The organism is Dermacoccus sp. Ellin185, assembly GCF_000152185.1.
Taxonomy (GTDB): domain Bacteria; phylum Actinomycetota; class Actinomycetes; order Actinomycetales; family Dermatophilaceae; genus Dermacoccus; species Dermacoccus nishinomiyaensis.
This window is the reverse complement of sequence record NZ_AEIQ01000065.1, coordinates 1-20102: the sequence shown is the minus strand read 5'-3', so window position 1 is coordinate 20102 and position 20102 is coordinate 1. Positions and strand designations below refer to the sequence as shown.

The window sequence follows — 20102 nt, the reverse complement described above, 5'->3', positions numbered from 1 at the left end:
CCCCCGAAGCCGGGTGCTCTGTGGCATGCTGAGCCCGTCACACGGGAGCCCGAGGCGCGGGCTGAGAGGGCATCGCCATGCCGACCGTCCAACCTGATGCGGTTCATGCCGCCGTAGGGAGTGTTCGATCGTGTCTACCCTGACGCCTGCCCCTTCCCCTGCCCACGACGATGCGCCGCGCCTGGCGCCGGCCGCCGCCACCCCAGAACGGCGCGAGGCCCGCCGCAGCGCCCTCGTCGGAAATTTCGTCGACCAGTTCGACATCTTCCTGCCCGTCATTGCGCTGGGTGGGGTGCTGTCGACGCGTTCGACGATTCCCGACGGCCTCGTCTTCGCCGCGACACTCCTGGGCCGCCCCCTCGGGGCGTTCGCCCTCGGCACCCTGGCCGATCGTCGCGGACGAGCCCGCGTGTCACGCGGCGCACTGCTCGGCCTGAGCGTGTGCACCGGCCTCATGGTGACGCTCCCCCTGCACACCTCGACGTGGGCCGTGGCCGCTCTCCTGGCGTTGCGCTTCGCCGCCGGATTCTTCCTCGGCGGGCAGTACTCCGCGGCCATCCCCCGCGCCCTCGCGCTCACAGAGCCGCAACGACGCGGCCACCTGAGCGGCCTCGTCATGGCGATGTCACCCCTCGCGAACGCCACCATCGCTGCCGCCACGATGATGCTGACGGCCTCACTCGGCGGCGCGTACACCACGTGGGGGTGGCGCCTGCTGTTCGTCGTCGGCGCACTCCTGCCGTTGATCCTGGCCCTCACCGCGAGGTCAGCGCACGCCGGGCCGGCAGGTCACAGCCACTCTTCCCACGAATCCGACAAGCGCGATCCCGCCGCGCACGTCGCGACCGACGACGAGGAAGAGCGCGTGACGGGCCGTGTCGTGGCCGCATTGTTCACCCTCATGACGGGGTTGTGGTTGTTCACGATGATGGGCGTCTCGGTGCTGACGAGTTCGCTGCGCCCGCACTTGTCCCCCCATGACGTCGGGCTCGTCATGCTCGTCGCGACGGCCTTCAGTGCGCCGACGATGGCCGCGGCGGGTGCCGTCTCGACGCGTGTGGGCCGTTCACGCTTCTTCATGGCGTTCGGAGCACTGGCCTGCATCGCCGCCCCCGCCGCCTATCTCGCGGCGATGCATGCGGCGTCATCGGGCAGCATCGTCGCCACGACGATCGCCGCCGCGGCCGTCCAGATCGTCACCGTCTCCGCCTACGGCCCGGTCGGCGCCTACCTCGCCGAACACTTCCCCGAGTCGCGACGTTCGCGCGGCTACGGCAGCGTCTATTCGGCGTCGGTCGTGCTGCCCGGCCTGTACCCGTTCTGGCTGCCCACCGTGACGCAGTGGCTCGGCCGTTCGGCCGTCGTCCCGCTCGTGCTGTGCGTCGCGGGCCTCCTCGTCACTCTTGCCCCCGCGTGGATACGCGGAAGTAACGTTGGTGGTTACGAAAAAGTAAGTTGAGTGGGTGAAATCAGCTCGAACCGGTGGCGACGCCGTGATGATCTTGTTAACGTCGTGACTCGGTTCACATCGACTATCGAAGGATGAGCATGTTCACCACACGCCGTACCGCCAAGATCGCCCTCGTCGCCACCGCCGTGGCCGGCACCGTCACGATGGCTGCGCCCGGCGCGCAGGCCGCGACGAGCGACACGACGAAGGACACCATCTGGAACCTCGGCTACGACACGTCGGCGACGACGACGATCAAGAAGTCCGGGCAGTCCTCGACGACGACCGGCTTCACCTTCTCCACCCTCCACGTCGAGAAGGGTGACTTGAGCTCCGACATCATGCTCAAGGACTTCAAGATGCCGGTGAAGCTCGGCAAGCTGCAGATCGCCATCGCGACGATCTCGCAGGAACCCGTCGGCAAGGCCGTCGGAACGATCGACCCGAACACGCACAAGATCGTGCAGACCCAGAAGGTCAACCTCCACATCAAGGATGTCTCGGCCACGGGTAAGGGCCTCATCAACCTCGTCGGCAAGAACTGCCGCACGAGCAGCCCCATCACGCTGACCGTGACGGGCAAGCAGGGTGGCTTGTTCGACCCGATCAACCTCTCGGGCACGTTCACCATCCCGAACTTCGCCAACTGCGGCCTGTCGACGAGCCTCGTCAACAGCCAGGTGGCCGGCCCCGGCAACACGATCAACATGACGCTGACGCCGCACGGCTGATTACGGCCAGCCTCACACGCATCATCTCGGCCGCCGGTACCCCACGGGTGCTGGCGGCCGACGCGTGTCGACTGACGGCAACCGCCACCCGCCCCGATAGCCGCTCGAGCATCACGCACCTGCACGACGAATGTGCGGCACATGCTTCGTGCAGACGCGTAATCGTCGAGCAGCTGATGGCCGGCGCGGTTCACCCAGCGGTTGCGACCTCCGTCACCGTCGTCACCCGACGAAGTTGTAGTGCCACCACTCGGGGTTGGACCCGCGCCGATCCATGTAGTCGGGGCGGTCGAATCCCCAGCGCTTGGAGTTGGCCGTCAGCCACACGTCGTAAGAACGCCCGAAGTACAGAGGCGAGTTGATCGCGTTCGTGCGGGCGATGCCGAAGTCGATCGCGTTGCCCAACCCGTGGTTCGAGGTGCCGGGGACGGCCGCGCGGGGGTAGCCGAGAGTGCGGTAGAGCAGCTGCTGACGGCTCAGGGTGCGGTAGGCCTCGGTGATCGTCAGCGCCACACCGAAACGAGCCTTGAAAGCCGCGGCCAGTCCGAGATATCCGACGGCCGCCGCGCGCGAGAGATACCGCGGCTCGTGCGGCAGGTTGCTGACGTTGACGCTCCAGCTCGGCAGTCGCGTGACGGCCGACATCGGCAGACGGCCGTTCACCGCGCGCGCCGTCGTCGCGACGAGGACTGCGGACGTCACCCACCGCCCCTTGAACGCACCCTCGGCGATGCGGAACCACAGGCCGCTCGCGTCGTAAGAGCCTGTCAGCGTCGTGGTGCTCGCCAGCGTCCCGACGATCCGGGCGCGCGGTTCCAGCGTGGGCTGATCGCGCACGTTGACGCGGTAGGAAAGCGTCGCGGTCGTCCGTCGCACGAGGACCGACGTTGCCCCCGCACGGGCCACCTGCCTCGACGCAGGAACCGCTGCGAAAGCCTGCGGCGCCCCTTCGATCACGAGGGCCGTCGTCGCCGCAGCGAGGCCGGCGTGTCGAAGTGCGCCACGTCGCGTCAGTGTCTGCATCGCAGAATTCCCCCGTCACTCGTCGGCGCGCTGCCCGCCCCGCCATCTGCCTCTTGAGTGTGACACACATCACCGCGGCTCGCGGGATCGTGCGTCACGCTCGTGAGACAGCGGCGCGCTGCGGCAGCACCGGTGCGGCCACCGCCTCGAGACACACCCCCACCCGGGGGCACCCACGCGTCGTGCCGTCCGCGCGAGAATGGGCCCATGACTTCTTTCGACGCCTGGCTCGAAGCCGCTTCCATCGATGACTCCGTGCGCGAACTGCGCCCCGATTACCGTGCCGTTCTCGTCGTCGCGCGGGGCCTGCACGGCGGTGCGTCGAACGAGGAGAGCGAGACGCTGCTGTTCGCCGCCGAGGAGCACGTACGCGGCATGCTCGAGCACACCCCTCCCGAGGAACTGCCGCACATCGCGGCCTGGCGCGACGCCTACCGCGCGTTCGGCGCGAAACCGCAGCGCACACGCAACTCGGCGGAGGCGCTGCTGCGCCGAGCCGACGCCCTCCCCCGCGTCAACGCGCTGACGGATGCCTACAACGCGGTGTCCGTGCGTCACCAGACGCCCCTCGGCGGTGAGGATCTCGACGCCTACGACGGTCCGCTGCGCCTCACGCGCGCCACCGGCGACGAGGAGTTCTCGACGATGTCCTCGGGCGCCGAGACGCTCGAGCACCCCGACGCCGGCGAAGTCGTCTGGCGGGACGACGCCGGCGTCACCTGCCGCCGTTGGAACTGGCGTCAGTGCTATCGCACGCGTCTGACGGACGACACGACGAACGCCATCTTCATCTGCGACATCCTCGACGTCGAGCCCGGCGACGGCGAGCAGCGCGCCACCGAGGTGCGCGACGCCCTGTGCGAGGCGCTCGAGGCCGTCAGCCCCGGAGTGACGCTGACGAGTCGCATCCTCTGATCCATCGGCGGCGCCGATGGTGCCCGGGTTTCGCGACATCGGCGCCCCGTTTCCCGGGCAACACCGGGGCGGCGACGTCACGTCGCGCGCCTGCCGACTCACTCGAACTGCCGAATAACGCCCATGAGGGGCCTCTCACCTCTACCGTGATTCACATCACGATGACATGAGGTGACGCATGCCGAACATGGCCGACCCGATCTGGACGCACGCGACGAGCGCACCCGAGCGCCCCGCGCTTCGCAGCCCGAGCACGACCTGGAACTACGCCACGCTGAGGGACAAGGCGGCCGCGTTCGCGGGTCATCTACGTGACCGCGGCATCAGCCAGGGCGACCGAGTCCTGCTCATCGCCCCCTCCGTTCCGGAGTTCGCCGTCGCCTACTACGCCGCGCAGGCCGTCGGGGCGATTGCGGTGACTCTCAACACCATGTCCACTCCCGCAGAGATCGAATACGTGGCGACGGACTCGGGCGCTCGGCACATCGTCGCGTGGCACGCGAGCGCCGCGGCTGGCGAACGCGTCGCGAGCAAGCTGACGATGGACCTCGTCATCCTCGATGCCGGCGCCGACGCCGCCACGCGGGCCCCGCTCGACGAACCCGTCGAGCGCGCTGACGCCGACACGGCCATCCTGCTGTACACCTCCGGCACGACCGGCCGCCCCAAGGGGGTGCAGCTGACGGTGGCGAACCTGTTCGCTGTGGCGAGCGCGTTCATCACGCAGCTGAACTTCGCATCGACGGAGAAGTTCGGTACCGCGCTCCCCCTGTTCCACGTCTTCGGTCAGTGCGTGTGCATGAACACCGTCATGCTGGCCGGCGGGTCGTTCTCGGTGCTCTCTCCCTTCGAACCACGCGCGATGTTGGCGATGATCCGCGACCACGAGATCAACGTCGTCGCGGGTGTGCCGACGATGTGGAACTACCTCGTCCACGTCGAGGGCGATTTCGGGCCGAAGGACTGCCCCGACCTGCGCCTCGCGGCCTCCGGCGGTGCGAGCCTGCCCGTCGAGGTCATCGCCGCCTTCGAGCGTCGCTTCGCCTGCACCATCCTCGAGGGGTACGGCCTGACGGAGACGACGGGCGCCGCGAGCTACCACCGCGACGGCATCGAGCAGCGCGCCGGCACCGTCGGCGTCGCGCTGCCCGACACCGAGATCGTCATCGAGAGCCTCGACGGGGGCCGCGCGCCCGTCGGTGAGGTCGGACAGGTGCTCGTCAAGGGCCCGACGGTCATGAAGGGGTACTGGAACAACGAGGCGGCCACCGCCGCGGATCTGAGCGACGGTTGGCTGCGCACCGGCGACCTGGGCCGTCTCGATGGGGAAGGCTACCTGGCGATCGTCGACCGGGCGAAGGACCTCATCATCCGCGGTGGGTACAACGTCTACCCCCGGGAGGTCGAGGAGGTGCTCTACAGCCATCCCGACGTCGTCGAGGCAGCCGTCATCGGCGTGCCGGACGAGCGCTACGGCGAGGAGGTCGCAGCCGTCGTCGTCCTGACGCCGGGGCGCGAACTGAGCGCCGACGAGCTGCGCGCGTGGCTCAAGGAGCAGCTGTCCGCGTACAAGGTGCCCCACCTCATCCGCTTCGACGACGCACTGCCCAAGGGCGCCACCGGAAAGATCCTCAAGCGCGCCATCGAGTGGACCACCGACGAAGGAGCAACACCATGACGCAGGTCCAGACCGTCACCGGCCCCATCGACGTCGAGCAGATGGGTGCGACTCTCGTCCACGAGCACATCTTCGTGATGAACGAGGAATACCGTCTCAACTACGCCGAGTGGGACGAGCATGCCCAGATCGCCGATGCCGTCGAGCAGCTGACGCAGCTCGAGGGGCTCGGCATCGACACGATCATGGATCCCACCGTGCTGGGGCTCGGGCGCTACATCCCGCGAGTGCAGCGCATCGCGCAGCAGGTGAAGCTGAACATCCTCGTCGCGACGGGCGTCTACACCTACAACGAGGTGCCGTTCCAGTTCCACCACAGCGGGCCGGGGCTGTTGTTCGACCAGCCCGAGCCGATGGTGCAGCTCTTCCTGAAGGACCTCAACGACGGCATCGCGGACACCGGAGTGCGTGCCGCATTCCTCAAGTGCGCCATCGAGGAGCAGGGCCTGACGCCCGGCGTCGAACGCGTCATGCGTGCCGTCGGCGCGACGAGCGCGCAGAGTGGCGCGCCGATCACGGTGCACACGCACGCCGCGAGCGAATCGGGGCTCGTCGCGCAACGCGTGCTGGCAGAGGAAGGCGCCGACCTGAGCCGGGTCATCATCGGTCACAGCGGCGACTCGACGGACCTCGACTACCTGTGCCGCCTCGCCGACGCAGGCAGCTACCTCGGCATGGACCGCTTCGGCCTCGACGTGTTGCTGCCCTTCGAAGAACGCGTCGACACCGTCGCGGAATTGTGCCGACGTGGGTACACCGAGCGCGTCGTCCTCGCGCATGACGCGTCGTGTTCCATCGACTGGTTTCCCGCCGAGGCACGCAAGGCGGCCGCGCCGAACTGGAACTACCGCCACATCAGCGAGGACGTCCTGCCGGCCCTGCGTGAGCGCGGCGTCGAGGATGCTCAGATCACGACAATGCTCGTCGACAACCCGCGCCGCCACTTCGGCGGCTGACCCTGGCGCCGAGCACTCCGGCACCTGTGTCCGCACGAAACCCGCCCGAAGGTTGAGGTGATTCGCGCTCCATGGAGCGCGAATCACCTCAACCTCCCGCGCCGCCGAGGGGCCCGCGGCCTCAGACGGACGCAGCGTCGGCGAGTCGTTCGTAGCCGTAGAAGTCGCGCTGGCGTTCGTTCACCCAGACGCGAGGCCCGTCGGGGGCGCTGATGAGCGCGGTGCGCCCATAGGTCTCGTCGACGATCTCGACTTCCACCCCGGCCTCGCGACACAGGCGCTCGAGATCGTCGAGCGCGTCGATCTGGAACGACAGTGCGGCACCGCCCTCCCCCTCGTGGACGAGCACCTCGCCGCCGCCCGCCGCGACCATCTCGACGAAGGTGCCCGCGTCACTGCGCAGGACCGGGTGGAGACCCAACGCCTCGAACGCCGTGACGGTCGTGTCAATCTCGCCGACCAACGACAGCGGCGTCACCATGAGCGCACCCGGTCGTCGCGGCCCCGTCGGCACCCGTCCTTCGACGACGGCGACGTCCGGCCCCGCAGGGCCGCGGTGCACGTCGAGCACGCGGCCGAAGTCCTCCGTCACCATCGTTCCGCCAACCCCCACCGCGGCCAGGGCGCCGCGCGCGGCATCGAGATCGGCGACGACGACCTGCAACGCGCAGGAGCCGACCGGCGCCTCGTCGGAGGCGGCATGCACGCCCAGCAACCCACCGCCCGGCATCTCGAACTCGGCGTACTCGGGCGAGGTCACGACCGGGTCGCCTCCCAAGGCCCGCGCCAGGTCACTCCATCGCTCGACATCGCCGGTGAACACGATCTGCCTCACCGCCACGCGCTGCATGCCCTGCTTTTCATCGCTTCTCCTCGAGGTAGTCGCTCACGACGCGCCCGACGAAGGCGGACAGGCTCAGCCCCTCGTCGATGCTGCGGTGCTTGATCTCTCGAACCAGGTCGGCAGGTAGGTAGACGTTGAACTGTGTCTTCTTCAGACGACCCTCGACCATCACCCCTCCTCGTTAGCTTGCTAGCAATGCAGCATGGACGACGACGTTACCGCGCCAGAAACAGGAAGTTGCTCGACACGACGACGCGGCCCGGCTCCCCGAAGGGGAACCGGGCCGCGTCGCTCGTGCAGGTGGGTCAGATCGCTCAGGCGGCGTTCTTCACCAGGTTGCGTAGCACGTACTGCAGGATGCCGTCATTGCGGTAGTAGTCGGCCTCACCGGGGGTGTCGATGCGAACGACCGCGTCGAACTCGATCGGCTCGCCGCCGTCCTTCGACGCGACGACCTTGACCGTCTTCGGCGTCGTGCCCTCGTTGAGCGCCTCGATGCCGGTGATCTCGAACGTCTCGGTGCCGTCGAGGCCCAGGTCGTCCGCGGTCTTGCCGGCCGGGAACTGCAGCGGCAGCACGCCCATGCCGATGAGGTTCGAGCGGTGGATGCGCTCGAACGACTCGGCGATGACGGCCTTGACGCCGAGCAGACGCGTGCCCTTGGCAGCCCAGTCGCGCGAGCTACCCGAGCCGTACTCCTTGCCACCGAGGACGACGAGCGGAACGCCGGCCTCCTGGTAGGCCTCGGACGCTTCGAAGATCGTCGTCTGCTCACCACCGTTGAGGAAGTTGCGCGTGAAGCCGCCCTCGACGCCGTCGAGGAGCTGGTTCTTCAGACGGATGTTCGCGAACGTACCGCGCACCATGACCTCGTGGTTGCCGCGACGCGAGCCGTAGGAGTTGAAGTCCTTGCGCTCGACGCCACGCTCGGCGAGGTACTTGCCCGCCGGGCTGTCGGCCTTGATGTTGCCGGCCGGGCTGATGTGGTCGGTCGTGACGGAGTCGCCGAGCTTCGCGAGCACGCGAGCGCCCTTGATGTCGGTGACCGGCGTCGTCTCCATCTTCATGCCGTCGAAGTAGTTCGGCTTGCGCACGTACGTCGACTTCTCGTCCCACGCGAAGGTCTTGCCCTCGGGCGTCTGCAGGCTCTGCCAGCGCTCGTCACCGGCGAAGACGTCGGCGTACTCCTTCGTGAACAGGTCCTTCTTGATCGCGCCCTTGATCGCGGCGTCGACCTCCTCGGCGGACGGCCAGATGTCCTTGAGGAACACATCGTTGCCGTCGTCGTCCTTGCCGATGGCGTCGTTCTCGAAGTCGAAGTCCATCGTGCCGGCCAGCGCGTAGGCGATGACGAGCGGCGGGGAGGCGAGGTAGTTCATCTTGACGTCGGGGCTGATGCGGCCCTCGAAGTTGCGGTTACCCGACAGGACGGCCGTCGCGGTGATGTCGTTCGCGTTGATCGCGTCCGAGATCTCCTGCTCGAGCGGACCCGAGTTACCGATGCAGGTCGCGCAGCCGTAACCGACGAGGTAGAAGCCGACCTTCTCGAGGCTCTCCCACAGACCGGCGGCGTCGTAGTACGCGGTGACGACCTTCGAGCCGGGCGCCATCGACGTCTTGACCCACGGCTTGCGCGTCAGACCCTTGTCGGCGGCCTTCTTCGCGAGCAGACCGGCGGCCATCATGACCGACGGGTTCGACGTGTTCGTGCACGACGTGATCGAGGCGATCGCCACGTGACCGTGGTCGAGCGTGAACGAGCGACCGTCGTTCATCTTCACCTCGACCGGCTTCGAGATACGGCCCTCGGCCGACGGCACCGCGGCCTCGACGGGCGTGACGGGCGTGGAGTTGTCGGCCTGCTCGTCGCTGCCCGGCTGCATCGGGTCGGAGGCCGGGAACGTCGTGCCCTCGACGCCGTTGCCCTCGACACCCGAGGTGTAGCTCGGCAGCTGCTCGCGGAACGTCTTCTTCGACTCGGACAGGATGATGCGGTCCTGCGGGCGCTTCGGGCCGGCGATCGACGGGACGACGTCGCCGAGGTCGAGCTCGAGGTACTCGGAGAAGCGGGGCTCGTTGCTCGGGTCGTGCCACAGGCCCTGCTCCTTGGCGTAGGCCTCGACGAGAGCCACCTGCTCGTCGTCACGGCCCGTCAGGCGCAGGTAGTCGAGCGTGACGTCGTCGATCGGGAAGATCGCACACGTCGAACCGAACTCGGGGCTCATGTTGCCGATCGTCGCGCGGTTGGCGAGCGGAACCTCGGCGACACCGTCGCCGTAGAACTCGACGAACTTGCCGACGACGCCGTGCTTGCGCAGCATCTCGGTGATCGTGAGGACGACGTCCGTGGCTGTGACGCCCGGCTTCGTCGAGCCCGTCAGCTTGAAGCCGACGACGCGCGGGATGAGCATGGAGACTGGCTGGCCGAGCATGGCCGCCTCGGCCTCGATGCCGCCCACGCCCCAGCCGAGCACGCCGAGGCCGTTGACCATCGTCGTGTGCGAGTCGGTGCCGACGCAGCTGTCGGGGTAGGCCTTGCCCTCGCGCACCATGACGGTGCGGGCGAGGCGCTCGATGTTGACCTGGTGGACGATGCCCGTGTCCGGCGGGACGACCGCGAACTCGTTGAACGCCGTCTGGCCCCATCGCAGGAACTGGTATCGCTCCTCGTTGCGCTGGTACTCGATCTCGATGTTCTTCTCGAACGCCTGCGGGTTGCCGAAGTCCTCGATGATGACGGAGTGGTCGATGACCATCTCGGCCGGGGCGAGGGGGTTGATCTTCGCCGGGTCGCCGCCGAGGTCGCCGACGGCCTCACGCATCGTGGCGAGGTCGACGACACAGGGAACACCGGTGAAGTCCTGCATGATCACGCGCGCCGGCGTGAACTGGATCTCGGTGTCGGGGTCGGCGTTCTCGTCCCAGTTGCCCAGAGCAGCGATCTGCTCCTTCGTGACGTTCGCGCCGTCCTCGGTGCGCAGCAGGTTCTCGAGGAGAACCTTGAGGCTGTACGGGAGGTTCTTGCTGCCCTCGACCGTGTTGATGCGGTAGATCTCGTAGCTGTTCGAGCCAACCTCAAGGCTGCCCTTTGCTCCGAAGCTGTCCGTGCTCTGACTCACGCCGACTCCTTCGTCTGTTGCCTGGGCACGCACCCCTCGGGCACGCGTCCCGCGTCATTTATCTTGACGTCAAGATAATCAAATCACACGCCGGGAACGGGCCTCAGCAAAGGCATGCCTAACTTCGACAGCCCCGTCGTGACGCCGCTCTCACGATCGATCGTAGGCCGATCCGACGCGCCTGTCTGCCCGTGCGCACACTTGGTCGCGCCTGTTCCTGCTCACTGCGTGCGCGCCGAAGAACGGCTGACGATCAACCCCGCGGACGCAGCGTCGCGATGCACTCGACGTGCTGCGTCATCGGGAACGCGTCGAAGCCGCGCAGGTTCGTCAGCTCGTACCCGTGCGACACGAAGTAGCCGAGGTCGCGCGCGAGTGCCGCCGGGTCGCACGCCACGTACGTGACGACGCGCGGTGCGAGGCCGACGATCGTCGCGACGACATCGCGTCCGGCACCGGCGCGCGGTGGGTCGAGGACGACGACGTCGGCGCGCTCCAGCGGCAGGCGCGCCTTCTCCACGGGTGAGGTGACGAGGTCGACGTGGCGCGCACCGCCCATGTTGGTGCGCGCGTGGTCGACTGCGTCCGCGTCGGCTTCGACACCGACGACGCGCCCGTCAGGCCCGACGAGGTCGGCGAGCGCCCGCGTGAACAGGCCGACACCGCAGTACAGATCGAGGGCGCTCTCCCCCGGCTGCGGGTCGGTCTCGTCGATGACGGCGTCGAGGAACGTCGCCGCGGCGCCCGGGTGGACCTGCCAGAAACCGCGGGCACTGACGTCGAACTCCGCACTGCCGTGCGCCGATTCGACGACCTCGCGGACGGTCGGCGTCGTCTCACCCTTCGGCTGAGGCAGTTCGATGCCGATGATGTCGTCGCCGACACTCGGGCGCACCAGGTCGAACCCGGTGACGCCGGCGTCGAAGCGTTCGTGCAGGGCGGGTGTGAACCCGGCATCGGCGATGAGGCAGTCGTCGATCACGACGAGGCGGTGCGAGCGGTGCTCACGCAGTCCGGCCACGCCACCGTCGACGGCGAGTTCGAGGCGGGTGCGCCAGCGCAGACCTTCGGCTATCGGGCCGTCACCGGGCAGGGCCTCGACGGTGAAGTCGGGGAAGCGTGCGTCGACATCGAGCTTCGCGATGCGGGCGAGCTGTTCGCGCACGACGTCGGCCTTGAGGCGGCGCTGCGCGTCGAGACTCGCGTGCTGCCAGTCGCAGCCCCCACACAGGCCCGGCCCGGAGAACGGGCACGGCGGCGTCACCCGATCCGGTGAGGCGTTGAGGATCTCGATGGCGTCGGCGCGCAGGAACTTGGACTCGCTCGTGCCGTCCGTGATGCGCGCGACGACGCGCTCCCCCGGCAGCGCGTGACGCACGAACACGACGCGCCCGTCGTGACGCGCGACGCAGTGACCACCGTGCGCGACGTTCTCGACGTCGAGCTCGAGGCGCTGCCCCTCCATCGCAGTGCCCTTGCGGGTGCGTCGACGGTTCTGCGCGCTGCGGCGCCCGGGTGCGGTGCGAGAGGTTGCCATACGCCCCAGGGTTCCTGTCGTCGCCGCGAAACGCAACGAAGGTGGGCTTGGCTCGGATGGACACGGCTTCGATAAGGTCGAAGCGTGCACTACGTCATCATGGGTTGCGGTCGCGTCGGCTCCTACCTCGCGCGCAACCTCCAGGACGCCGGCCACTCCGTCGCTGTCGTCGACCGCGACGAGGCGGCGTTCCGTCGCTTGCCGAGCTCGTTCGAGGGCAGGCGTGTCGTCGGCATCGGTTTCGACCGCGACACCCTCGTCGCCGCGGGCATCGAGCAGGCGTATGCGTTCGCCGCCGTGTCCAGCGGCGACAACTCGAACATCCTCGCCGCACGCGTCGCGCGCGAGACGTACGGCGTCGACCACGTCGTCGCCCGTATCTACGACCCGGGCCGCGCCGAGATCTACGAGCGCCTCGGCATCCCCACCGTCGCGACGGTGCGCTGGGCCGCCGACCAGGTGATGCGGCGGCTCGTACCGCAGCAGGCCGTCACGGTCCACCAGGACCGTACGGGCAGCGTCAGCATCGTCGACATGCCCGTGGACGCCGCGTGGATCGGAACCCGCTACCGCGACCTCGAAGCCGCGACGGGCACGCGCGTCGCGTACGTCGCGCGCACCGGCACGGCGCTGTTGCCACGCGAGGATCTCGTGCATCAGGACGGCGACACCGTGCATCTCGTCCTCGCCACCCGCGACGTCGAGCGTGTCGAGGCCGTGCTCGCGGCACCGCCGTCGAGCATCACGGGTGTGCGCCCTGCGTCGTCAGGAACCGCGTCGTCCGGACATGCAGAAGCGTCCAACCCGACGACCCGCCGGCCCTGAGTCGACCCGCCGCCCGTCCGATCCGAACCGAAAGGCCCAGCATGCGCGTCGTCCTCGTCGGAGCAGGCAGCGTCGGACGTTCCATCGCCCGCGAACTACTGCTCAACGACCACCAGGTGCTACTCATCGACAAGTACGCTCGCGAGTCCCGCGTGCAGTCGATTCCGGAGGCCACCTGGCTGCTCGCCGACGCGTGCGAGGTCACGACGCTGCACGAGGCCCAGCTCGAGGCAGCCGACGTCGTCGTCTGCGCGACCGGTGACGACAAGGTCAATCTCGTCGTCTCTCTGCTCGCCAAGACCGAGTTCGGCGTGCCGCGCACCGTCGCACGCGTCAACAACCCGAAGAACGAGTGGATGTTCGACGACGGCTGGGGCGTCGACGTCGCCGTCTCGACGCCGCGGCTCATGACGGCGCTCGTCGAGGAGGCCGTCAGCGTCGGTGACCTCGTGCGCCTGTTCGAGTTCCAGCAGGGCAAGGCGACGATGGTCGAGCTGACGCTGCCCGCTCACGCGCCGTTCGTCGGCAGCCGCGTCGACGAGGTGCACCTGCCCGCCGACTGCGTGCTCGTCGGCATCATCCGCGACCAGCTCCCCATCGCACCGAGCCCCCACGACACCCTGCATGCCCTCGACGAACTGCTGTTCCTCGCGACCCCGTCGGCCGAGCGCGAGCTCGCGGCGACGCTGACGGGCCGGCGCCCCGAGGAGATCTCGACGGTGCACTCCGACCCGCAGGCCTGAGGCCGATCTGGGCTCGCGTCAGCGACCCTCGTCGGTCTCGACGGGCCCGCTGTGCTGCCCGCGCCCGAGGTTCTCACCGCAGGCGATGTTCTCGGCGCGCGCGTTGTTCTCGACGAGCCCCGTGTGCTCGGCGTGTTCAAGGCGCTCGTGGCCCTCGGGGTCGTCGTGCAGCAGCGGGTCGTGCGACTCGAGCGGCGTCTCACCCTTGACGAGCAGCAGCACCATGAGCCCGAGCGCCGCGAGGTACAGCGGCCAACCGAGCACGATCTTGCAGACGCCGAGCGCGGTGACGTCGTCGGCGAGGTACAGCGGCACCATGACGGCGAGACGGATCGCGAACAGCGCGGCGAACACCCACGTCAGGCGCGTGCAGACGCGCACCATCGAGCGGCTGCGCTGCCATGCCGTCGGGTCGTCCTTGAGGTTCGGGTCGCCGCCCGCGACGATGAAGCCCACGAGCGGCCAGCGCACGGCGATCGACAGCACGCTGATCGCGAGCATGACGCCGCCCTGGATGAGCCCCGGCAGGAACACGTCGGAGGCGTGCCCGGAGCGCTTCGCGAGCAACGCCGCGAGGGCCGTCGCGAACGCAGCCATGAGCACGAACCTCAGCGTCTGACGCTGCACGAGACGCAGCAGCGCGGCGAGGACGAGAACGGCCCCGGCGGCCAGCAACGCGGCGTTGAGGTTCTTCGTCGCCGTCCACACGATGACGAAGGCGACGGTCGGCAGGGCGGCCTCGCAGGAGCCGCGCCAGCCGCCCATCGCGCTCGACAACCGCTCGCGGATGACGGCCTCGACGGTGTTCGGTGCGTTCACGGCTGCTCCTCGGTGCGTGGGCTCGGCACCAGTTCGTACGCGGGGTTGAAGATGGCAGGCCGGGTGCGATGCGTCGCGGCGAGACCGCACGCCCGCACGGCAACACCGGGCTCGATACCGCCGATGTGGCGTCGGCCCAACCACACGAGCGCGACCTCGTCGCCGTCCGCCTCGCGGACCTGGGCGACGACGGCGGGCACGTGATCGCCCGCGGCTCGCTCGTCGACGGAGGCGATGACGCCCTCGACGACGCGCGGTGTGCGCACCGGCGCGAGGCCCGGCATCGACGCCGGTTCGCGTTCCGGTGGCGAGTCGAGGCGGTGCGAGCCTCGCCGACGCTCGACGCGGCGTCGCAACCCGGTGGGCGCGACGCGGCGCGCGAGCCACGGACGCATCAGCGGGTCTCCGCGATCTCCGGGCCGCGCTCGAGGGGGCCGACGGTGGGGGCGTCGGTGTGCTGTTCGTGCTCCTGCGCGCTCGCCTGAGCCTGCGCCATGAGCTCGGGCGGCAACGTCAGTTCGAGCAGTTCGCGCGGGGCGCGCGGGTCGGAACCACGGTGCACGACGACGGTGCGGACGAACTCCATCGCGCGGGCTGCGGCGTCGTCGTCAGTGGCTGCGTCACCGGAGAGGACGGCGCGCAGGAACCAGCGCGGGCCGTCGACGCCGACGAAACGAGCCGGCGAGAACGTCGTGCGTCCGTCGGGTCCCTGGCCGGGCATCCGCACGTGCAGTTCCGTGCCGAGCGGTCCGTCGACCTCCTCGGCCGTGCCTCCGCCGGCGACGATCGCCTCGGCGATCTCGCGCCGGATGCCGTACCAGACGCCCGTCGTCTTGGGCGCGGCGAACACCTGCAACTGCACCGCGGACGTGCCGGCCTCGCCGAAGACGGCCGTCATGCCCGTGAGGGTCTGGGACGTCTCGTCGACGTCGAGGCGCAGCTCGATGTCCTCGGTCGGCACGAGGCGCAGTGAACCGAAGTCCATCTCATCGCGCGTCGGGGCCGAGGCGGAGTCGTAGGGGCCGTCGCTCAGGTCGACCTCCTCCCGCGGACGCAGCTTCGAACGGCGTCGGCGCGCAGCCTCGTCGTCCTCGGCGCTCGGCTCGTCGAGGTCGACAGCGTCGGCATCGAGGTCGCCGGCGTCGAGGTCATCAACGTCCGTGGAAGCGTCGTCAGCGGTCGTGGTCGGTTCGACCTCTTCGCTCGTCGCAGCGTCCTTCGCCGCGTCGGCGCCCTTCTTGCGTCGTCCGAAAACGGCCATGTTCACTTTCCCTCTCGCTGGGGCGCGCGCCCCGTGTCGAAACCACCGCTGGAGCCGTGGCCGGATTCACCGCGTTGCGTGCTCGTCAGCGATTCCACGTGCTCGAACACCACGTGCTCGACGCGCTGGATGACGAGCTGGGCGATGCGATCGCCGCGCGAGATCGTGAAGGACTCGCGCGCGTCGGTGTTGATGAGGTTGACCTGGATCTCGCCGCGATACCCCGAGTCGACGACGCCCGGTGCGTTGAGCACCGTGATGCCGTGGCGCGCCGCGAGCCCCGAGCGGGGGTGCACGAAACCGGCCCAGCCAGGCGGCAGTGCGAGCGCAACGCCCGTCGGGACGAGCGCACGGTGGCCGGGCGCGAGCGTCAGGCCGATGCGGGCACGCAGGTCCGCGCCCGCATCGCCGTCGTAGGCGTACGCGGGCGGCTCGAGACCGGCGTCGAGCTGGAGCACCTCGACGTGCAGGGCTTCGGCGGCACTCATCCTCAGGCGCAGTCGCTGCAGACCGGCAGGCCGCCGTCTTCCTCGGCGAGCTGGCTGCGGTGGTGGACGAGGAAGCACTTGCTGCAGGTGAACTCGTCGGCCTGACGCGGCAGGACGCGGACGGACAGCTCTTCGCCGGACAGGTCGGCTCCCGGCAGCTCGAAGCCTTCGGCGTGCTCGGTCTCGTCGACGTCGACGCTGCCGGACGACTTGTCGGTGCGCCGGGACTTCAGCTCCTCGATCGAATCCTCGTTGACGTCGTCGTCGTTCTTGCGGGGGGCATCGTAATCAGTTGCCATCAGTGTTCTTTCTTCGCTGCGTGCGTGAGGGTGGGCGAAGCGCCCCCATCACTTGATTCCCCGCTGTAACGCGCGGCTGAGCCATTTTGTGCCCGCATACTAACGTGCCGCGGGGAAAAGGCAACCGCGAAGCGCCTCGTGAATCTTCGGGGTCGACGCGACGGCCATGGTCTTACCCGCGGGTAGCCCGGGCATGCCGCTCATGAGAGCGCCCGCCTCGGTTGCGATGACCTGGCCGGCGGCCTGATCCCAGGCGTTGATCCCCGACTCGTAGTACGCGTCGAGAATGCCCTCGGCGACGAAGCACAGGTCGATGGCGGCCGCGCCGGCGCGACGCACGTCACGCACCTGCGGCAGCAACGATGCGAGCATCTGCCCCTGCTCGCGGCGTTTGTCGGCCTCGTAGCCGAACCCGGTGCCGACGAGGGCAAGCTCGAGTCGCTTGCACCCGCTGACGGCGAGCGGGCGTCGCCGTCCCGCCCGGTCGACGACCTCGGCGCCCTGGCCGTGGCCCGCGACGTACGTGCGATCCAGCTCCGGCACCGCGACGGCGCCCGCGACGGGCAGCCACGCGCCCTCGCGGGCGGTGTCGCCGACGCACACGGCGACGGAGACGGCGTAGAACGGGTGGCCGTAGAGGTAGTTGACGGTGCCGTCGATCGGGTCGATGACCCACGTCAGCCCGGACGTGCCGGCGCTCGCGCCGTCCTCCTCACCGAGGATGGCGTCGTCGGGGCGCGCCGCCGCGATGCGCGCGCGCAGCAGTTCTTCGCTGCGACGGTCCATGACGGTGACGACGTCGACCTCGCTCGACTTCGTGTCGGCGACGCCGAGGATGTCGGGGCGTTCGTCGACGATGAGCTCGCCTGCCTCGCACGCGAGGTCGAACGCGAGAGCACGCAACGCGCGCAGGGTCGCGACGTCCGGCACGAGGTGCGTCAGCGCGCCGAGGCCGTGCTCGCCGGCCTGTTCGCTCATCGCATCAGTCCCGACCGCACAGCGCGGGTTTCGCGGCGCGCAGGTTGGGGCAGCAGCCGGGTTCGCAGACGCTGGGTCGCGCCTCGCCGGGCCACGCGGGGTGCTCGGGCGATTCGCCGCGTGCCTCCGCGGCGCGTTCCTCGAGCAGGTCGACGAGACCGTGGACGAACTCGGGGTCGATGCCGACCGTCGGCGCGCGACGCATCGTCAGCCCCAGGCGCTCGGCGGTCTCGGCGGCCTCGGTGTCGAGGTCGAACGCGACCTCCATGTGGTCGGAGACGAACCCGATGGGCGCGACGACGACGTGCGTCACGCCCCGCTCGGCGAGGTTCTCGAGGTGGTCGTTGATGTCCGGTTCGAGCCACGGCTGCGTTGGCGGGCCCGAACGCGAGCAGTACACGAGCGCGCCCTCGAGCTCGCGTGACAGCGTCGCATTGGCCTCCGAGAGGATCGCCGCGCCCAGCTCGTCGTGCTGCTGCCAGTACAGGTTGCCGTCGCCGTCACCGGGGCCGGAGGTGTCGTCCATCGCGAGCGGGATCGAGTGGGTGACGAACACGACCTGCACCTGCTCGTCGGGAACGCCCGCGAACTCACGCAGGGCGTCCGTCACGAGGCGCGTGTTGGTGCGCGCGAAGCTCGGGTGCGTCGCGAATTGCCGCACCTTGTCGATGCTCAAGGCGCCCTCGGGGACGCTGCCGTCCTCGGACAACTCGTGCGAGGCCGCCGCGAGATCCTCACGGTACTGACGGCACGAACTGTAGGAGGAGTAGGCGCTCGTCGTCAGCGTGACGACGCGGCGCGCGCCGTCGGCGTACGCCTCGCGCAGCGTGTCGGCGAGGAACGGTTCGGAGTTGCGGTTGCCCCACACGATCGGCGTCGTGATGCCGCGACGCTCGAACTCGGCGCGCAGCGCCGCGATGAGGGCACGGTTCTGATCGTTGATGGGGCTGCGCCCACCCATGATCTCGTAGTGGTGCGCGACGTCGGCGAGCCGCTCGTCGGGGATGCCGCGCCCGGCCGTCACGCGGCGCAGGAACGGCATGATCTCGTCGGCCTTCTCAGGGCCGCCGAACGACGCGAGCAGCACCGCGTCGTAGGGCTCGAGGGCGTTCGCTTCGGTCATGGGCGATCTCCTGTTCGAAGGGGCTGCGGCGCGTTGAGGTCGAGGATGACGGCCACGATGCGCAGCACGAAGACGATGACGACGCAGCACCACAGTACGGGCACGCTGTAGTGGTGGCTCTCGTGGGCCACGACGACGAGGGACGAACCGAGCAGCGCCGGCACCGCGTACAACTCGCGGCGCAGCACCTCGGGGACCTGGCCCACGATGACGTCACGCATGAGCCCGCCGCCGACGGCCGTCAGCACGCCGACGAAGATCGACGTCGTCGCACCCATCCCGTACGACAGCGCCTTGATCGATCCGGCGACGCAGAACAGGGCGAGGCCCGCGGCGTCGAGGATGCGCACGAGGCGCGCGATGCGGCTCACCTCGGGGTGCAGGACGAACGCACAGATGCCGGCGAGCACGCAGACGCCCATGAGGCGCCAGTCGCTGACGCCGACGGGCGGCGTCTGGCCGATGAGCAGGTCGCGCAGCACCCCGCCGCCGAGGCCTGACATGCCGGCGAGGACGATGACGCCGAGTACGTCGAGGCGTTTGCGCACCCCGACGAGCCCGCCCGACAGGGCGAAGACGAAGACGCCGACGAGGTCGAGGACGAGCTGCAACGAGTGGCTTTGCGTGAGCACCATGGCAGGCGACACGCTATCGCGGGCGGGGCGGCCTCCCGGAATCGTTCGTGGGAGCATGGCAGGGTAACGCCCAAGGTCTGGTTACGGATGGAGTTCGTCGTGCAGGAATTGCGTTTGGTGGGGGTCGCGGAAGACGGGGCGAACCTCCTGCTCGCCGACAGTGACGGCGGGCGCTTCACCCTCGCCATCACCGACGAGTTGCGCACGACGATCCGGCGCGATCGTCGTGAGCCGGCCAGCGCCGACGGCCAGGCCAAGCAGGAGAACCCGCTGCGTCCGCGCGACGTGCAGGGCCTCATCCGCGGCGGCGTGCCGCTCGAGGAGATCGCCGAGCGCGCCGGCTGGTCGCTCGAGAAGGTGCAGCGCTACGAGGGCCCGATCCGCGCCGAGCGCGACTACGTCTCCGAACTTGCCCAGAGGGTGCAACTGTTCGGTCGCGGTGAGACGACGACGCTTCGCGAGCGCGCCGACCGCCGTCTCGCCGAACGCGGCGTCGAGGCCGAGCGCGTCGTGTGGGACAGCTGGAAGAACGACGACACGCACTGGACCGTCATCGTGCGTTTCCCCGCAGGCGGCCGTCAGCGCGAGGCGACGTGGCTGTTCGACCCGGTCAACCGCGCGCTGCGCACCGTCGACGACGAGGCCCGCTGGCTCGGCGGCGACGAGATCGCCGCGGCC

Annotated in this window: 21 protein-coding genes and 1 riboswitch; of the genes, 8 read left to right on the top strand and 13 right to left on the bottom strand. The window is 69.2% G+C overall.

What is annotated here, in order from left to right; genetic code table 11:
* Positions 1-31: 31 nt before the first annotated feature.
* A riboswitch (TPP riboswitch) is annotated at positions 32-137 on the top strand.
* Both HMPREF0321_RS06765 and HMPREF0321_RS06760 read left to right on the top strand, forming a co-directional pair.
* Complete coding sequence (locus HMPREF0321_RS06765; protein WP_006945286.1) at positions 131-1459, top strand: MFS transporter; 1329 nt, start codon at positions 131-133, stop codon at positions 1457-1459. (Overlaps the previous riboswitch by 7 nt.)
* Positions 1460-1548: 89 nt before the next feature.
* Complete coding sequence (locus HMPREF0321_RS06760; RefSeq protein ID WP_006945283.1) at positions 1549-2181, top strand: hypothetical protein; 633 nt, start codon at positions 1549-1551, stop codon at positions 2179-2181.
* A 222-nt stretch (positions 2182-2403) separates the two neighbouring features.
* Here the strand turns inward: HMPREF0321_RS06760 and HMPREF0321_RS14830 are convergent, their stop codons facing one another.
* Complete coding sequence (locus HMPREF0321_RS14830) at positions 2404-3018, bottom strand: D-alanyl-D-alanine carboxypeptidase family protein (protein ID WP_217490523.1); 615 nt, start codon at positions 3016-3018, stop codon at positions 2404-2406.
* A 393-nt stretch (positions 3019-3411) separates the two neighbouring features.
* On the opposite strand from HMPREF0321_RS14830, the gene HMPREF0321_RS06750 reads away from it, so the two are divergent.
* From HMPREF0321_RS06750 to HMPREF0321_RS06740, 3 genes are all read left to right on the top strand, one after another.
* Complete coding sequence (locus HMPREF0321_RS06750) at positions 3412-4119, top strand: B3/4 domain-containing protein (RefSeq protein WP_006945243.1); 708 nt, start codon at positions 3412-3414, stop codon at positions 4117-4119.
* Positions 4120-4297: 178 nt separating this feature from the next.
* Positions 4298-5797 (top strand): AMP-binding protein, encoded by a 1500-nt coding sequence (locus tag HMPREF0321_RS06745; RefSeq protein ID WP_006945239.1) that lies wholly within the window; start codon positions 4298-4300, stop codon positions 5795-5797.
* Entirely contained in the window at positions 5794-6753 is a 960-nt protein-coding gene (locus HMPREF0321_RS06740) for a phosphotriesterase (RefSeq protein WP_006945246.1), read from the top strand. The genes HMPREF0321_RS06745 and HMPREF0321_RS06740 overlap by 4 nt, the downstream gene beginning before the upstream one ends.
* Positions 6754-6874: 121 nt before the next feature.
* Here the strand turns inward: HMPREF0321_RS06740 and HMPREF0321_RS06735 are convergent, their stop codons facing one another.
* From HMPREF0321_RS06735 to HMPREF0321_RS06720, 4 genes are all read right to left on the bottom strand, one after another.
* Positions 6875-7513: a VOC family protein gene (locus HMPREF0321_RS06735; protein ID WP_217490522.1), complete on the bottom strand. Its 639-nt coding sequence runs from the start codon at positions 7511-7513 to the stop codon at positions 6875-6877.
* A gap of 100 nt (positions 7514-7613) precedes the next feature.
* Positions 7614-7766 carry a ribbon-helix-helix protein, CopG family gene (locus HMPREF0321_RS06730; RefSeq protein WP_006945277.1) on the bottom strand — a complete coding sequence of 51 codons (153 nt, stop codon included), beginning with the start codon at positions 7764-7766 and terminating at the stop codon, positions 7614-7616.
* A gap of 145 nt (positions 7767-7911) precedes the next feature.
* Complete coding sequence (gene acnA / locus HMPREF0321_RS06725) at positions 7912-10716, bottom strand: aconitate hydratase AcnA (protein WP_006945233.1); 2805 nt, start codon at positions 10714-10716, stop codon at positions 7912-7914.
* Between the two features lie 253 nt (positions 10717-10969).
* Positions 10970-12253: a class I SAM-dependent RNA methyltransferase gene (locus tag HMPREF0321_RS06720; protein WP_006945213.1), complete on the bottom strand. Its 1284-nt coding sequence runs from the start codon at positions 12251-12253 to the stop codon at positions 10970-10972.
* Positions 12254-12337: 84 nt separating this feature from the next.
* Here HMPREF0321_RS06720 and HMPREF0321_RS06715 point away from each other — a divergent pair, with 84 nt between their 5' ends.
* Both HMPREF0321_RS06715 and HMPREF0321_RS06710 read left to right on the top strand, forming a co-directional pair.
* Positions 12338-13078: a TrkA family potassium uptake protein gene (locus tag HMPREF0321_RS06715; protein ID WP_006945206.1), complete on the top strand. Its 741-nt coding sequence runs from the start codon at positions 12338-12340 to the stop codon at positions 13076-13078.
* Between the two features lie 41 nt (positions 13079-13119).
* Positions 13120-13821, top strand: a complete 702-nt coding sequence (locus HMPREF0321_RS06710; RefSeq protein ID WP_006945289.1) for a TrkA family potassium uptake protein — start codon at positions 13120-13122, stop codon at positions 13819-13821.
* Positions 13822-13839: 18 nt separating this feature from the next.
* On the opposite strand, the gene HMPREF0321_RS06705 is transcribed toward HMPREF0321_RS06710, so the two are convergent.
* From HMPREF0321_RS06705 to HMPREF0321_RS06670, 8 genes are all read right to left on the bottom strand, one after another.
* The gene (locus HMPREF0321_RS06705) at positions 13840-14640 is read right to left on the bottom strand and encodes a DUF3159 domain-containing protein (RefSeq protein WP_006945307.1); all 801 of its coding nucleotides are present in this window, start codon (positions 14638-14640) and stop codon (positions 13840-13842) included.
* The gene (locus HMPREF0321_RS14825; RefSeq protein ID WP_006945280.1) at positions 14637-15035 is read right to left on the bottom strand and encodes an OB-fold nucleic acid binding domain-containing protein; all 399 of its coding nucleotides are present in this window, start codon (positions 15033-15035) and stop codon (positions 14637-14639) included. The genes HMPREF0321_RS06705 and HMPREF0321_RS14825 overlap by 4 nt, the downstream gene beginning before the upstream one ends.
* Positions 15035-15901, bottom strand: coding sequence for a DUF3710 domain-containing protein (locus tag HMPREF0321_RS06695; RefSeq protein WP_006945294.1), 867 nt, complete (start codon positions 15899-15901; stop codon positions 15035-15037). Before HMPREF0321_RS06695 ends, HMPREF0321_RS14825 begins: the two co-directional genes overlap by 1 nt.
* Positions 15902-15903: 2 nt before the next feature.
* Complete coding sequence (gene dut, locus HMPREF0321_RS06690) at positions 15904-16389, bottom strand: dUTP diphosphatase (RefSeq protein WP_006945217.1); 486 nt, start codon at positions 16387-16389, stop codon at positions 15904-15906.
* A 2-nt stretch (positions 16390-16391) separates the two neighbouring features.
* Entirely contained in the window at positions 16392-16688 is a 297-nt protein-coding gene (locus HMPREF0321_RS06685; RefSeq protein ID WP_006945221.1) for a DUF4193 domain-containing protein, read from the bottom strand.
* Positions 16689-16787: 99 nt separating this feature from the next.
* Positions 16788-17666: an inositol monophosphatase family protein gene (locus tag HMPREF0321_RS06680; protein WP_006945261.1), complete on the bottom strand. Its 879-nt coding sequence runs from the start codon at positions 17664-17666 to the stop codon at positions 16788-16790.
* 4 nt (positions 17667-17670) lie between these two features.
* A complete protein-coding gene (locus HMPREF0321_RS06675) occupies positions 17671-18789 on the bottom strand; it encodes a ferrochelatase (RefSeq protein WP_006945293.1) in 1119 nt (372 codons plus the stop codon).
* Positions 18786-19424 carry a trimeric intracellular cation channel family protein gene (locus tag HMPREF0321_RS06670; protein ID WP_006945303.1) on the bottom strand — a complete coding sequence of 213 codons (639 nt, stop codon included), beginning with the start codon at positions 19422-19424 and terminating at the stop codon, positions 18786-18788. Before HMPREF0321_RS06670 ends, HMPREF0321_RS06675 begins: the two co-directional genes overlap by 4 nt.
* 87 nt (positions 19425-19511) lie before the next feature.
* Here HMPREF0321_RS06670 and sepH point away from each other — a divergent pair.
* A partial coding sequence (sepH, locus tag HMPREF0321_RS06665) for a septation protein SepH (protein WP_006945309.1) occupies positions 19512-20102 on the top strand: 591 nt, incomplete at its 3' end.